Here is a 14,494-nt window from a genome sequence, read left to right as displayed (position 1 = left end):
TGCACTAAGGAATCACTAGTTATGGAAAACCAAACTCATTTAAACAGATATAAAAAATTATTACGTTTATTAGATGATAAATTCAAAGAAGAGATAACTGTTAAGGACATTGAAAATACGGTTTTTTATTCCTACAGAAATAGCAACAGAATATTTTTAGCACTACATCAAGAGACTATAGGGTACTATCAAAAAAGATTGCGTTTAGAAAAAGCAGCCGAGTATTTAAAATTTTCTAATTATTCTATAGCTGATATTGCATATGATATAGGGTATCGTGAGGTTTCATCATTTAGTAAAGCATTTAAAAAGCATTTTAAATGTTCTCCTTCTGTTTTTAGGAACTCACATGAGTTTAAACAAAATAGTATTAAAAAAATAACAAAAGATTTTAACCGAAACAAATCAAAAAAACCTGATTTTACAATAGAAGAATTGCCTAGTTTTAAAGTACTTTACTTAACCTATTATGGAAACTATGATAACATTAAAGCAATTAAAGAAACTTGGGAACAATTGACTATGTATGCAATTAAAAAGAATGTATTAAATGAAAAAACAACTGTACTAGGCGAAATATTAGATGATGAAGAAATAACAGATAGCTTAAGGTGCAGGTATAATGCAGCTATTATATTAGAAGATAATAAAGAGATTAAGACAGAAGGACTTTTTAATAGTAAAATTATAGAACAAGGGAAATATGCAAAATTTATTCATAAGGGGAGTCATGAATCTAGTGAAGATACGTATCATAAAATATATGCGTATTGGCTTACTGATATACAATTGGAACTAGCAGATAAACCAACTTTAGAGTTTTACTTAAACGACGAAACGAATACTCCACCAGATGAATTGATTACTGAAATTTATATCCCAATATTATGAGTATACCATTTCTCAAATGAAATTACCGAAAATTGAATCAAAAATAATTTGATTCAGACAAAAAAGAAAATTTAGAGATCGTAGCGCTATTGATATATTTTATAGTATAAAAAGAAATGATTTTAGTAGGTAATTCCATCTAAGAATTAGTACTAACAGCATTACTTAAAAATAAGAATTGCTTTTATGAAAAAAAGAATAATTGGAATTGATGTTGCCAGAGCATTTGCTGTAATCGGTATGGTTATCGTTAATTTCAAAGTAGTTTTTGGAGAAGATGGAAGAAGTTGGGTACAATCTTTTGCAAATATATTTGAAGGAAAATCAGCAGCTACTTTTGTGGTATTAGCAGGTGTTGGACTTGCTCTTATGACAAATTCAGCTATTAAGAATGATGATCATGAGAAATTGAAAATTATTCGCAATATAATAGCCAAAAGAGCATTGTTTTTATTCATTATTGGAATCTCTTATATCGCCATTTGGCCAGCAGATATTTTACACTTTTATAGTGTTTATATGGTAATTGTAATTTTACTTTTAAGGCGCAAAGAAAACATTTTTTTGACTTCTGGAATTGTATTAATTCTAATCTATCCAATATTAATGATGTTTTGGGATTACGAAATTGGTTGGGATTTTAGTACCCTAGATTATCAAGATTTTTGGACTATTAAAGGGTTTATAAAAAACCTATTCTTTAATGGTTTTCACCCTGTGATACCTTGGGCAGCATTTATGCTATTTGGCTATTGGTTGGGAAAACAAGATTTACATAATGAAAAAGTTGTGAAGAAAATATTTTGGATTTCTTTCTTTATTTTTGTGCTTATTCAATACTCATCTTATTTAGCTATTTCATTTCTATCAGAAGGAGATCAAGAAACAACTAAAGAATTAGTTGAGGTAGTAGGAACCGATCCCATGCCACCATTACCAATATATATGTTTACTGGAATAACAATTGCTTTTACTATAATTTCGGCCTGTATATGGATTGCTAGACGATATGAAAATACTATTATAATTAATGGATTGAATAAAACTGGGCAACTAGCATTAACTTTTTATGTCGCTCACGTTATTATCGGAATGGGTATTGTCGAAATACTAAATCCTTCTAAGATGGGAAAATACTCTATTGAGTTTTCAGTAGTTTATGCATTAGTATTTAGTCTGTTCTGTATACTATTTGCAATAATCTGGAGAAAATATAAAAAATCTGGTCCACTAGAATGGGTTATGCGAAAACTAACAGCATAAAAATTAAAACAAGCTACTTCATTTAACTATTTAGATAAACTCCATAATTTTTTCATAAAAAAATCTGGTATATGGGTAGTGTTAAAAATTAAAATATCCGCTTTATTGAAACTTACGCCTCACTTTAACCAAAATTAATAATTTAGGAAGTTGTCACGACCTTCTAAAAATAGTACATTTGAGTACTAAAAATATAATTCTTAATGTCTCGATATTATATTTCCCAAATTATAAATAAGCCGTATCCGTACTTATTTCATCTCCAAAGAAACTTAATAGTTGCTACTGTATTAGGAGTTATGGTTTATGGTGTTAATTTACTAACAGTAAATGAAAATGGTATGAACACAGATTATGAATTTTCAAAATCCCTTCTCTGTGCATTTGCTGGACTAACAACTTTTTTTAGCATTCTTTTAGTCATAGAAATTATACCACGGTTATTTTTTAAACCTGATTTAAAAGAAAACTGGACAATAGGAAAAGAGTGTCTTTTAATCGTTTCACTCTTTTTTGCAATCGCTATATTTAATAATACGATGTCTGTTATATTAATCAAAGAACCATCAGGCAACATTTTGCTTCGTTTTTTAAACGCATCGTTATATGTTGTTATTCTCGGTATTGTTCCTGCGTTTCTTCTTATTTGGATTAATTATACAATTCTTTTAAAAGAAAACTTAAAAAAAGTATCCCTGTATAACGAACATCTTAAATCTAGGATTATACCTAAGGAGAATGAAATATCAGATACTATAAATATACAGACCAATAATAAAAATGAAGTACTAGAACTAGATGTGAATACTTTTTTATTTGCTAAATCAGAAGGGAATTATATAGATGTTTTTACAAAAGAATCAAGTAACGCAAAATTTAAACCATACCGACTTACGATTCAAAAACTTGAAGAAGCACTTAGCGATTATCCATTTATCATTAGTACCCATCGGTCTTACGTTATTAATATCAGAAATATTAGTAATACTTCGGGAAATGCTAGAAATTATCGGATTAGTTTCGAAGGGGTTCCTCATAAGGTTCCTGTATCAAGAAATAAATTTCAAGAATTTAAAGAAGCTTTTAGTGTCAAAAAAGTGTAACCCAGTATGATTACACTTTTTTTGATTAATGTTTTTTTATATTTTTTTAGAAAGTATAACCGACTCCCATACCAATAAAAAACCTAGAGTCAAAATCAGCAGGTCTATTTCTTCCATTATCTAAGAATCCTTTTAAAGAAAGCCATGCAAATCCACTGATGTTAATCGTATTGATTTTATAACCAAGAGACTGAGTAAGACCATAATTAAAATATGCATAATTGTTTTTATACTTTTCAGATATTGAATGTTTAGGGATTTTTAATGTTCCTTTGGATTTTAGATGTGTTACCCCTATAAAAGGTTCTAGAGATAGATATAGTTTTTTCTTATTCAAAGGATAGTAGATGATATCAACAATAGCATACAATCCGATGTCTCTGGTATACCCATCTACATAGTCAGTAAACAGGTTATCCGTTTCTGAGATATAACTATTTTGAAAAGCAGCACCATATAATAACGTAATGTGTTTACGATATAAATATGCTAATTTTCCTTTAAATATAAACCCATAATTTTTTCCATAACTAGTATTAAGGAGATCATGAGTATATAACAATTCTATTTTCCATTGTTTTTGTTCTGATAACGTATTTTCTTTTTTTTCTTGAGCTAAAACAGGCAAAGCAAGAACGAATGAGAGTACTATTAAATAGTTTTTCATAATATTATATTGATAATAGTACTGATACCCCTTTCTTAAAAGAGATGATAGGACTGTTTCGGTGAGAAATGTTTTTTAACCGCTCATAATTGACTATTAAACCAGAGTAAGATCTCTCATTTATTCGATGCTTAAAAGCATTAAAAAAAAGATTGATAGAAGCCCCCTCTAAATCCCCCACTGTAATATATAGACTCTTATTTAGGGTGTTCTGTGTGTCGAAGTATTGCTGTTCTAAATCAAATAAATATGCATTATACCACATAAAATTAGAGCTTGCAGCAATAATATTATCAAAAGGGTTTAATTGACCTTGTTGAAATGTTATGTATAAAGCAAGATACCCGCCTAAAGAATGACCAAATAATGTTCTATCACTACTTTCAATCCCAATTTTATTCTCAATATGAGGGATCAGTTCTTGGTTTATGAAATTGATAAATTCTTTTGCTCCACCCGAGGCACTGGGAAAATCAATATCTTTAGGATAAGAGTAATCTGTTCCTCTCCTGTTTTTATCAGCATATCCTATTCCTATAAGAATAATATTTTCTTTATTTGATGCTACAATAACATCCGCAGCTTCTTTAAAATAATCATCCCCATCTAGCATATAAATTGTGCGATAGCTATTCGAAGAATTATAGGAAGGAGGATACAAGACATTAATACTATATTTTGTATTAGTAAAGTCTGATGTAATATAAAAAGGTCGATTATTTTCTATAGCAGAAAGATTTTCTTTTTCGCAACTGTTCAGGCTTACTAAGCCAATAATTAAAAACAGAAATCGGATAGAATTCTGGATACTTTTTTCCATAATAATTTTTTGTATTTGATATGTTAATATGCCACAAAACTATTTTTACAATCGTTATTGATCACATATAGAAGGAGTCGTGGTATGAAATGTCACTCTTTTGTGATAAAATGGCTTTAAAAAATATTGAGATACCTCAAAGAAGATATACGTAACTGTATCTAAATTCAAAAATAAAAGGATATATCCCTATGATAGAGTATTTAAATAAAAAGCAAACTTCGATTTGGTGAACCGCCGTATCCGAGACCTGTACGTAAGGTGTTGAGGGGCGCACTCTCCTCAATCATGGGGAGAGCCGTCTACTCGATTACCTTGCTGGCTTTTTTTCATTCTGTTAGCATTGGGCGTGAAAACTCTTTGCAGCCACAGGAACGAAGACTGCAATGTGCTTGAACAATGCGCTGGCTATTTCAAATACTTTATTAACTTACAATCAATTAGTTTCGCAGGATTATTCGGGTCTTTTACTTCAACATTTTCGATTGTAAACTTCTTGTCCGTAATTGACTCTATTTTCTGCTTGCTTTCAGTTGGGAATGAATCATATTTTGAAGCAGGTATGATACAAACAATCTCAAATTCATTTTTTCCTGCTTTGTGTAAATAATTAAACACTTTTCGAGGATTTTCAATTTGCCACATTCCTCTAATTCTTAGATTTGTAATTCCTAAAGGGTCAACTTTGTTTACTCTTCCAAGTTCTTTTGTTTCTGAAAACACAACATCTGGAATCGTTTTAATTCCGTCTGAAATTGTGTTTTTAATTCTTTGATATGTTTCGTGTTTTGCAGCATAAATGTTACCATAAATTAGCCAAAGTGATTTCAATTCAGAGTCCGTTGTGTGTCCAACACAATAAATCAAATCTTTGGTAGTCCAATTTTCACATTCTTTACACTCTTTTGTTATCATTGGGCTATCAGAATGAATGTCAGCTTTCGGATAAGAACTGTTTAATGCTAAACTGCTTCTAGCACTTTGTGCTTTCTTAACCTCAATTGCGTCACCATCTTTAATCATTATGTCAGGTGGATTGTTTTGTGAACCCAACCAAGAAAACTTTTGATTGAAGATTTTCATTCTGACTTTTTCGTCTTTGGTTTGAAAAGTATTGGCAAAAGAATCTTTAATATAATTTTCTAATGCATCACCCATACTATTTGCTCTATTTCTACCCGAATAGATAGATTTCAATTTGTTTTCTGGAAATGATACGATATTATAAATTGCTTCTAATATATTGGTCATACTGTTTGTAATTCTCTTTTACTTTGTTTTCCCTTAATTTTCTTCACTAATTCATTATTTTTTATTTGATTTTTAATGCTTTCTGCTAAAAACTTAGCCATATTAACAGGAACAGCATTTCCAATCATTTTATAGCCTGCTGCAATTTTTTTGTAATGAAATATGAAATTGTCCGGAAAAGTTTGGATTCTTGCACATTCTCTAACGCTTAAACGTCTGTATAAATATTCTTTTTCTGGAACAAAAATTCGTTTATTTTGCTCAATAAACTTCATTTTTGGTGCTTGTGGGTGAATTGGTGCGTGTCGTCCTCCTGCTTGAATAGTAAAAGATTGTTCGTCCCAAGCTCTAACTCTATTTCTTGACATAAAAATCGAAGAAAAACTACCAATCATATATTCGTGATTTGGTATTGAGCATTTGTCTCCATTTGTATTGTTATATTCTTGAGCAGGTAGAACACCTTCTTGTAAATCTCCAATTGCTGTTCTTAGGTCAATTTTTGAAAAAGTTTCTGTCGGAAACTCGTACTTAAATCCCAAATCTTTTCTTATACCGATAAAGAAAACACGCTTTCTGTCTTGTGGCACGTTGTAATGACAAGAATTAATCATTTTAAATGAAAGCTCGTAACCAACTCCTGCGTTTCTAAAGAGTTCCTTTATTCCCTCTAATGCTTCTGTGTGTTTGGAAATAAGCATTCCACTTACATTTTCAGCTAAAAAGAATTTTGGTTGCTTTTCTTCTAAAATTCGTATGAAATCGTAAAAAAGTTGTCCTCTTTTGTCTTTAATTCCTCTTGCAGCACCTGCTTCACTCCAACTTTGACAAGGTGGACCTCCAATAATTCCATCACAATCAGGAACTTCATTTGCAGGTATATTTACAATACTTCTTTTATCTAAAATGGTGTTTTTGTGATTCTTTTCGTAGGTTTCCCAAATCTCTTTATCGTATTCGTTCGCCCAAATCACGTCAAATCCTGCTTTTTCAAAGCCTAAATCTAATCCACCTGCTCCTGCAAAAAATGATACTACTTTCATAATGCTTTTTCCTTTATCGTTCTTCTATATTCTGCTTTTTCTTCGGCAACTTTAAGTAGTTGTTTTGAGCAGTTGTATTCGTATATTGATTTTCCAATTTGGTCAGAAACATACTCGTTCATTATTTCATCTGAACTGATTTCAAATATCTCCGATAAAAGAGGAATTCGTTTTTTGTCAAAATCTCTTTTATCATTTTAAATTTTGCTCAAATTTGCCGAGTCCAAATTTAGTTTAGCTGCCAATTGAGTCAATGTAAGATTATTTTCTAATCTTAATTCCCTTATGTATTCTCCAAATGTGGTTTTCATAAGACTTGTCATTTTTTGACAAACTTAGAAAATCATTTTAAATTTCCTGTAAATAATTCAATTTATTTTCGGATGGTGGTAGGGAAGTGAAAGCTTTTTTTATTTTGTGAGGTACGAGCAAAATGAAATGTGCTTGAATGTGTAGTGGCTTTTTGGTTTGGAGTTGCTACCTTTATTCGGACAGATATTTAAGACAGTTTATGTTTAAATAAATATCTTAGAAAAATGAAGAAACGATTTTACAGTAAAGAATTTAAATCAGAAGCTGTTCGGTTAAGCTATCAGCGAGAAAACATAAAAGAATTAGCCGATGAATTAGGAGTTAAAGTTGATAGGATTTATCGTTGGCGTAAGCTAGATAGTGAAGATGGAGTTTCTAAAAAAGCTTCTAAACCACCTTCTTCTCAAATAGATAACCAAGAAGTGAAGGAGTTACGTAAAGCTCTTAAAGATGCTCAATTAGAACTAGAGATCTTAAAAAAGGCCGTTCACATTTTCTCCAAGAGCGATGGAAAATCTATCAATTCATAGTTTCATATAAACATATGTATTCCATTGAGAGAATGTGTAAAGTGCTAAAAGTTAGTAGAAGTAGTTATTATAGATGGTATAGTAATGGCCCTTGTAATAGGGTTTTAGAAGACCAGAAATTAACTTTGGAAATAAAAAATATCTTCTATGATAGTAGACAAACTTATGGGAGTCCTAGAATTAAACAAGAACTTCTTAGAAGAGGGTATAAGGTATCCAGAAGTAGGATCTCCCGATTAATGAAATCTAACGGGTTAAGAAGTAAATTAAAAAAGAAATATAAGATTACTACAGATTCAAATCATTGTTTTCCCATATTCAAAAATCATTTGGATAGGGAGTTTAACCCCAAGAGATTAAATCAGGTTTGGGTCTCTGATATTACTTACATTAAAACCAATAAAGGATGGTTATATTTAACAACATTAATTGATCTTTATGACCGTCAGGTGATAGGTTGGTCATTGAGTACTTCTTTGTTTACTGATCAAACCATAGTACCCGCTTGGAAAATGGCAGTTTCTAAAAGAAAAATAGAGGCGCCTTTACTTTTTCACTCTGATAGAGGGGTTCAATACGCAAGTAAAGAGTTTAGAAAAGTTGTTACTACTAATAAGTTGATTACCCAATCCATGAGTAGAAAAGCTAATTGTTGGGATAATGCAGTAGCAGAATCTTTCTTTAAAACATTAAAAGCAGAACTTGTTTACCATCATAGTTTCAAAACAATACAAGAAGCTAAAACAGCTGTATTTGATTACATAGAGGTCTGGTATAATAGGAAAAGATTACATTCTTCTTTGGGATACAAAACTCCAATAGAAGTTGAAATAGAATTTTATAAACTTAAAAATGTAGCATAGGTCTTAGAAAAATTGTCCGAATTTATCTTGCAAGTCCACTATGGACTTGTGCAACGGTTACTAGTGTGGTCTCTAGTTTTCTTTTTTAAGAATCACTGTTAATTCCGATTTTTAATTACCTTTTTATAACCATTTTCCAATAGTTTAGATAATTTTATATCATATTTCTTTATTTTTAATAATATCTTATTGTATAAAGAAACGTTCTTTTTGTTATGTTTTGGATATGACTCATCAAAAATGAAGTAAAAGATGCTTTCTATTTCCTTATCATTTAGCTTTTTCATTTCTCGACAAGCGACTTCTGTATCGATTAAAAACCTTTTATAAATTTCAAAACCAGACCTGAGATAATCGCCTCCATATCTACCTCCAATACAGATATTAAAGTATTTTTTATAATATTCTTTTTTATCATAATAGTCCATAGTACTAAGATATGTTACCCATGGATTTATAATGCTATTTTTAGGAATATAATCCTTATTGTTTTTATTCTTTTCGTATTCAATGATTTTTTTAGATGAATTTATATACATAGCGTCACTCATCTCCGAATAATTATTAGGTAGAGATAAAAAGAAAAGTTTTTCGTTTTTTTTCTTTTCTAGTCCTTTACTTTCAATCACTTTATTATAATAGAAGTTTATGGTGTCAACTTTTGATTCAGAAATACTTAAGTGAGAGAAATCGAATTTATATTGTGCTGAAGCGATACTATAACATGTTATAAAGATAATAATCAGATTTTTCTTCATTTTTTTCGATTGTTGTGTGAGTAACTAAGTTAGTAATTCTTTTACAGTTTTATTTTTTTATGCTCACATGAGTATCGTAAGTTTCTTGTAGCACAAATCATTTATAATAAAGTATAAAACTACTGCCACTCTAAAGTGATTGATATGGTATGCAAAAAAAATCCCCTATTTGGTGATTTAAATAGGGGATTTTTTTTTTGGATACTATTTTTTTAATTCCAGAATCAATGATATACGTTCTATAATATCTTGTAGGTGATATTGCGTCATTTTATCAGATGTCTTATTAATAGCATTTCTAACTATTCTACGTAAGGTATTTAACTCAGCCCTTACTACTGCTCTGATATCACTTTGTGATGTATTAATAGTAGTTCGTACTACAAATTGCCTCATATTCTCTGGGATTTTAGGCTGATCTTTGGTCATTAAAAATTCCATTCTATCAATATAGGCTCTTTGTAGGTTACGACGATATACATCAATCGTTTTACCGTTTCGTAATTCGATCCATAATCCAGATCGTAGTTCGGTCATCATATCAAGTAGGGTGTACGCTTCTTTAGGGTTTAATGCCTCATTCTCAATTAATCGAGCCATACGACCATGATCTAATAAATTGTTCAATGTTCTTGTCTGAAAATCACGAATACGTTCTACATTTCCTGCGGATTCTATTTTATCAAAAATTGTCTTATCTAATAACCAATCTGGCGTATTAAATAATTGCTTATGTAAAAATGTCATGGCACGTTTTTGGTTCTCTTTGGTTACATGAGAATAGACGGCACCTTTTTGATCATATGTTTTATAATATTCATATACCCCTCCAATATTAGAAGATACGTGCCCCATATACCGATTAAACTGAACTAATACTTGTTGGTACATATTTCTTAGATCATCATAGTTTTTTCCATCTTCTGCAGTCCATGTGATAAGATTAGGGACGATTCTTTTTAAGTTTTTGATTCCATAAGTACTAGCATTTACAGCGTCATCACCAAGATCTTCGGTTTGAGAACTTGGGTCAATTATTCCAAATTGTTGTTTCCCGAATCGATACATAGGATCATCTTGATGTTTGATAATCCAACTGTCTAATGTCTTTTTCTCTTCTTCTGCTGTCTGGGTAAGTATCGGTCTATATCCCCATCTTATAGCATGTTTATCATAGATCCCTATATTAGGCATTAAAGCGACATCTCCATCTTCTGGTTGAGCAACGTAGTTAAATCTAGCATAATCCATTATCGAAGGAGCAGTACCATATTTTTTGGTAAATTCAGGATCTCTGAGAGATTCTACAGGATAGGCAACACTACTTCCCATGTTATGAGGTAACCCTAGGGTGTGTCCTACTTCGTGAGCAGAAACAAATCGAATTAATCTTCCCATCACTTCATCTTTAAAAGCTGTGGTCTGTGCTTGCGGATTGATCGCTGCAGTTTGTATAAAAAACCAATTGTGCAATAAAGACATTACATTATGATACCAATTGATATCACTTTCTAGAATTTCTCCAGATCTGGGATCACTTACATGTGGTCCATTGGCGTTAGGGATAGGAGAGGCTAAATAACGGACTACAGAATACCTAATATCTTCTGGACTCCAGTCGGGGTCTTCTGCTACTGTTGGAGGATCTTTGGCAATAATAGCTTTTTTAAACCCAGCTTGCTCGAATGCAATCTGCCAATCTTCGATTCCTTGTTTGATATATTTTCTCCACTTTTTTGGAGTTGCACGATCTATATAGTATACAATTTGTTTTTTGGGAACAACTAGCTCACCTCTTTTAAATTTTTCAAGATCTTCATCTTTGACTTCTAATCTCCATCGATCCAGATATCGTACTGTTTTACTCTTTTGCGCCTCTAGTCCATAATCAATCTGTCCTCTAGCGAACCATCCTACACGTTGATCAAAATATCTACGCCTCATAGGGGTTTTAGGTAATAAAATCATAGAATTACTCATCTCTAATGAGATAGATCCTGTACTAGTATTAGAAGGAGGTTCGGCAGCAGTATAGGTTTTTACATGACGAACTTCTATATTCAGAGGATAACTCCTAATGGTATCGATATAAGATCGAGTATCATCTAGTTTAGAAATCTTATACTGCTTTCGTTTATTACTAGGAAACCCTAAAGCTTTTACATCTTTTTTATACAGATCCGTTACCTCAATTACTGTTGCATTCTTTATTGTATGGGTGGAGTCTTTATAAAAAGCCTTGATCGGAAATGCATACAATACAGGTTCAAAATTAGAGTTTGCTACAGCTTCATGAATTGGTAAAGAATCTGATGCATATACCTGATGAGACACTACACGAAGTAATAGCTGCTTATTTTTTCTTTCCCATCGCAATACTTGTGTATTTTGTTTTCCTCCGCCAAAACCAATACCAGAAGCAGTTTTGGAAATACGGGTGACCATTAACATTTCTCGACTGAGAAGCGAATCAGGAATCTCATAATAATATTTATTATCGATATTATGAACTGTAAATAAACCTTTATCAGTCTTAGCCTTTTTGGTGATTACCTCATCATAAGACTTAATGACATCACTGTTTTTGTCAGATTTATTAGCGTCGGCTGTAGCATTTTTTCCTTTTTTTGGTTGAAGAATAGAACAACCAGTAGTTGTAATGATTACTAGAAATAGAAGTAATCTGAATGTATTTTTAAGCATATTATAGAATATTAATCTGCGGAAGGTAATGAAATAACAAAAACGCTTATGTGAAAGTAAGGTTAAACCCGCATTATATAATAGAAAATCTGTTCCACCGAGAAACTGCTGTAAGCACTTTCGCTTTGCTGAGTTTTCTAATATTACCATAGCGATGTTACGCTACAATCAAGAAAACGCTGATAGGGATTGTTTTTCCTAGCATCATAATCTAGTTTTCTTTTCTACTAAATTAAAACAGCAAATGATGTTAGAAAGGAAAAAGGGGGTACTACGGTAATTTCAATTTGTAAATGGTACTGGATATGCTTATAGATTCGTATCGTCTAATATTATCTAAGAGTTGATAGTATACTTAACAAGAACTAACGTGTTATAAATATAATGATTAAGCATAGTTTAGAATGAAATAGATTAAGTTTAGTATGATTTACATACAATTTAGTATGATTTAGGTTCAGTTTAGTATGATTAATATACAGTTTAGTATGATTTATATTTTATTCTTTATAAATTACTATAAATAATAAAGTTTAATTACATAATACAGATTGACCTAAGCATTATTGTTCAATTTGTATGCAAATCTGGGAGACTTTTCGTGGTGGTGATTTATTACCTGATAATCGAGATTTAAATGTTCTGAAGCTTGCCTCGAAATCAAAGTTATTTTACAACTGATGCCTCGAGGTAGTTTGCTATCTAAATCTAATAATTCTTATGTTTGCTTTATGAGTTGTAATGTCGTTTCATAAAGAGAAGTACCTTCTATTTTAGATTTTATCCAAGCATAAAAGCTCATTTCAAAAATATCTTCTTCTTCGGGATTTAGTGTAATTAATGTGTTTTTGATTTTGTTTTTAAATTCAGTAGTTAGTGCGATTTCTGGTTTATGATAATATGCGATAGCTAGTTTTAGGAATTCTAATACTCGTGTTTCATTATTTTTTTTTAGATATCCACCGTGTTTCTTTTTAAAACTATGCATTCTAGACGCTACTAAGTCGATATGATCAAGCTCTATACGTAGTAAAATTTCTATTAAGTTTTTCTTGATCACCCAAGCGATTCCTGCTTTTTCGGTATACCAATGATCACTATGATAAAAATCATTAAGAATACCAAGAGCTTTTTTAAATAGAAGTTGTTGAAAATAATAGACAATAAGACTTAGTTGTAAATCTAGAACATACGAGATTTGATCTTTATGCTTATCGTAGTCAAAATTTTCTAATTTCAAAATGGCGGAAGTTGCATGATTGGTATAATTAAGGTTAAGAGATGCTAACAAGGTATACTGAGGGTAAAAACGTTTAAAATATTTATAGTTATGCTTTTTCATCTGCTGTAGCATTATCCCAAGATACTGTTGTGAGATTTTAAAGTTCTTATTTCTAAAATAAGAATTCGCTACATAGTATAAAATTTGAATATGATAAAACAGGTGTTTATCGATTACATTTTCTTTAATATCAATCTGCAAATAGGTTTCTTCTACAAACGGGAGTATGGTATGATACTCTCGGGTTACCTGAGCTGTTTTGTTAGTGATTTCAAGGATTTTAAATAATGATCTAAAGGTAAGATCCTGTGTGATCGATATCCCAAACTTTGATAAACTATTTTTTATAACAGGTACAACATCTCTTTTTTGTTGCATAAGTTCATGTTGTACAGTGGCATAAAATAGGTTTAGATTTTCTTCTTGTTGCAGGGATTCTTTATTGTTTTTAAAATTGATAAGTAATACATCTAGTGCTAAGGCAGGGTTAAGATGTGCGTATTGAATCAGGGTGTAGTAAATTTCATTGAGAATACTAAAAAGGGCATATGTTTTTGCCTTTTGTTCTGCTTTGGTAATGGTTTTAAAAGCAATCTTATATTGTTTTTGCTCAAAAAAAATTCTGCTAACTCTTAGCAATCTAATCGTTTCCATTTCTTCAGAAGTTTCTTCTTCAAAGCTTTTAGAAGCAATAAAATCAATTAAAGTATCATGTAGTCTTTTGCTCAATGCATGGTATGCTCCTTTAGACTTTTTTCCGTAAATCTGGATATCTAAATCTTTACCGACTGCTGTCGTATCAAGAAGTTTAAAAAGCTGAATGTTTTTGGTATCATTTCTTTTGTTCTTTTGACGAAGCAAGGCAACAAAGCTTCGTTTTTCTTCATCAGATAATGTCTGTATTATAGCAGAAATAGTACTCATTATATAGTAAGTATATTTTAAGTAAAAATACTATAATTGTTACTATAATTCATTTTTTAACTAAAATATATCGTAAGTTTTTTT

Annotated in this window: 13 protein-coding genes; 5 read left to right on the top strand and 8 right to left on the bottom strand. The window is 30.9% G+C overall.

Features of this window, described 5'->3' with window-relative positions; genetic code table 11:
* Positions 1 to 21: 21 nt before the first annotated feature.
* The 3 genes from N456_RS07500 (at position 22) to N456_RS07490 (ending at position 3,257) form a co-directional block, all read left to right on the top strand.
* Positions 22 to 891 carry an AraC family transcriptional regulator gene (locus N456_RS07500; protein ID WP_062055512.1) on the top strand — a complete coding sequence of 290 codons (870 nt, stop codon included), beginning with the start codon at positions 22 to 24 and terminating at the stop codon, positions 889 to 891.
* A gap of 186 nt (positions 892 to 1,077) precedes the next feature.
* On the top strand, positions 1,078 to 2,154 hold the full coding sequence (locus tag N456_RS07495; RefSeq protein ID WP_062055510.1) for a DUF418 domain-containing protein: 1,077 nt from the start codon (positions 1,078 to 1,080) through the stop codon (positions 2,152 to 2,154).
* 203 nt (positions 2,155 to 2,357) lie between these two features.
* On the top strand, positions 2,358 to 3,257 hold the full coding sequence (locus N456_RS07490) for a LytTR family DNA-binding domain-containing protein (RefSeq protein WP_062055508.1): 900 nt from the start codon (positions 2,358 to 2,360) through the stop codon (positions 3,255 to 3,257).
* A gap of 46 nt (positions 3,258 to 3,303) precedes the next feature.
* On the opposite strand, the gene N456_RS07485 is transcribed toward N456_RS07490, so the two are convergent.
* The 5 genes from N456_RS07485 to N456_RS25125 all read right to left on the bottom strand — a co-directional run bounded on the left by N456_RS07485 (position 3,304) and on the right by N456_RS25125 (position 7,160).
* The gene (locus tag N456_RS07485; protein WP_062055507.1) at positions 3,304 to 3,924 is read right to left on the bottom strand and encodes a hypothetical protein; all 621 of its coding nucleotides are present in this window, start codon (positions 3,922 to 3,924) and stop codon (positions 3,304 to 3,306) included.
* A 4-nt stretch (positions 3,925 to 3,928) separates the two neighbouring features.
* Positions 3,929 to 4,744: an alpha/beta hydrolase gene (locus tag N456_RS07480; protein WP_062055505.1), complete on the bottom strand. Its 816-nt coding sequence runs from the start codon at positions 4,742 to 4,744 to the stop codon at positions 3,929 to 3,931.
* A gap of 408 nt (positions 4,745 to 5,152) precedes the next feature.
* Positions 5,153 to 5,995 (bottom strand): NgoPII family restriction endonuclease, encoded by an 843-nt coding sequence (locus N456_RS07475; protein ID WP_082422474.1) that lies wholly within the window; start codon positions 5,993 to 5,995, stop codon positions 5,153 to 5,155.
* Positions 5,992 to 7,038 carry a DNA cytosine methyltransferase gene (locus tag N456_RS07470; RefSeq protein ID WP_062055503.1) on the bottom strand — a complete coding sequence of 349 codons (1,047 nt, stop codon included), beginning with the start codon at positions 7,036 to 7,038 and terminating at the stop codon, positions 5,992 to 5,994. Before N456_RS07470 ends, N456_RS07475 begins: the two co-directional genes overlap by 4 nt.
* The gene (locus N456_RS25125) at positions 7,035 to 7,160 is read right to left on the bottom strand and encodes a hypothetical protein (protein ID WP_262482814.1); all 126 of its coding nucleotides are present in this window, start codon (positions 7,158 to 7,160) and stop codon (positions 7,035 to 7,037) included. The genes N456_RS07470 and N456_RS25125 overlap by 4 nt, the downstream gene beginning before the upstream one ends.
* Positions 7,161 to 7,574: 414 nt before the next feature.
* On the opposite strand from N456_RS25125, the gene N456_RS07465 reads away from it, so the two are divergent.
* Both N456_RS07465 and N456_RS07460 read left to right on the top strand, forming a co-directional pair.
* Positions 7,575 to 7,880 (top strand): transposase, encoded by a 306-nt coding sequence (locus tag N456_RS07465; protein WP_033566529.1) that lies wholly within the window; start codon positions 7,575 to 7,577, stop codon positions 7,878 to 7,880.
* A complete protein-coding gene (locus N456_RS07460; protein WP_148639230.1) occupies positions 7,808 to 8,743 on the top strand; it encodes an IS3 family transposase in 936 nt (311 codons plus the stop codon). Before N456_RS07465 ends, N456_RS07460 begins: the two co-directional genes overlap by 73 nt.
* 98 nt (positions 8,744 to 8,841) lie before the next feature.
* Here N456_RS07460 and N456_RS07455 read toward each other — a convergent pair whose 3' ends face one another.
* From N456_RS07455 to N456_RS07445, 3 genes are all read right to left on the bottom strand, one after another.
* A complete protein-coding gene (locus tag N456_RS07455) occupies positions 8,842 to 9,501 on the bottom strand; it encodes a hypothetical protein (protein ID WP_062055501.1) in 660 nt (219 codons plus the stop codon).
* Between the two features lie 204 nt (positions 9,502 to 9,705).
* Positions 9,706 to 12,204: a zinc-dependent metalloprotease gene (locus N456_RS07450; RefSeq protein ID WP_062055499.1), complete on the bottom strand. Its 2,499-nt coding sequence runs from the start codon at positions 12,202 to 12,204 to the stop codon at positions 9,706 to 9,708.
* Between the two features lie 718 nt (positions 12,205 to 12,922).
* Entirely contained in the window at positions 12,923 to 14,410 is a 1,488-nt protein-coding gene (locus N456_RS07445; protein ID WP_062055497.1) for a hypothetical protein, read from the bottom strand.
* Positions 14,411 to 14,494: the final 84 nt, after the last annotated feature.

The sequence above is a fragment of the Aquimarina longa SW024 genome (assembly GCF_001401755.1).
Classification (GTDB): Bacteria; Bacteroidota; Bacteroidia; order Flavobacteriales; family Flavobacteriaceae; genus Aquimarina; species Aquimarina longa.
Note: the sequence above shows the minus strand (reverse complement) of the source record. Positions and strands in the feature narration are given on the sequence as shown.

Excerpts from the sequence above, each read along its gene's own strand:
- N456_RS07500 (WP_062055512.1), top strand. The coding sequence starts at position 22 with ATGGAAAACCAAACTCATTTAAACAGATATAAAAAATTATTACGTTTA.
- N456_RS07495 (WP_062055510.1), top strand. The coding sequence starts at position 1,078 with ATGAAAAAAAGAATAATTGGAATTGATGTTGCCAGAGCATTTGCTGTA.
- N456_RS07490 (WP_062055508.1), top strand. The coding sequence starts at position 2,358 with ATGTCTCGATATTATATTTCCCAAATTATAAATAAGCCGTATCCGTAC.
- N456_RS07485 (WP_062055507.1), bottom strand. The coding sequence starts at position 3,924 with ATGAAAAACTATTTAATAGTACTCTCATTCGTTCTTGCTTTGCCTGTT.
- N456_RS07480 (WP_062055505.1), bottom strand. The coding sequence starts at position 4,744 with ATGGAAAAAAGTATCCAGAATTCTATCCGATTTCTGTTTTTAATTATT.
- N456_RS07475 (WP_082422474.1), bottom strand. The coding sequence starts at position 5,995 with ATGACCAATATATTAGAAGCAATTTATAATATCGTATCATTTCCAGAA.
- N456_RS07470 (WP_062055503.1), bottom strand. The coding sequence starts at position 7,038 with ATGAAAGTAGTATCATTTTTTGCAGGAGCAGGTGGATTAGATTTAGGC.
- N456_RS25125 (WP_262482814.1), bottom strand. The coding sequence starts at position 7,160 with ATGAACGAGTATGTTTCTGACCAAATTGGAAAATCAATATACGAATAC.
- N456_RS07465 (WP_033566529.1), top strand. The coding sequence starts at position 7,575 with ATGAAGAAACGATTTTACAGTAAAGAATTTAAATCAGAAGCTGTTCGG.
- N456_RS07455 (WP_062055501.1), bottom strand. The coding sequence starts at position 9,501 with ATGAAGAAAAATCTGATTATTATCTTTATAACATGTTATAGTATCGCT.
- N456_RS07450 (WP_062055499.1), bottom strand. The coding sequence starts at position 12,204 with ATGCTTAAAAATACATTCAGATTACTTCTATTTCTAGTAATCATTACA.
- N456_RS07445 (WP_062055497.1), bottom strand. The coding sequence starts at position 14,410 with ATGAGTACTATTTCTGCTATAATACAGACATTATCTGATGAAGAAAAA.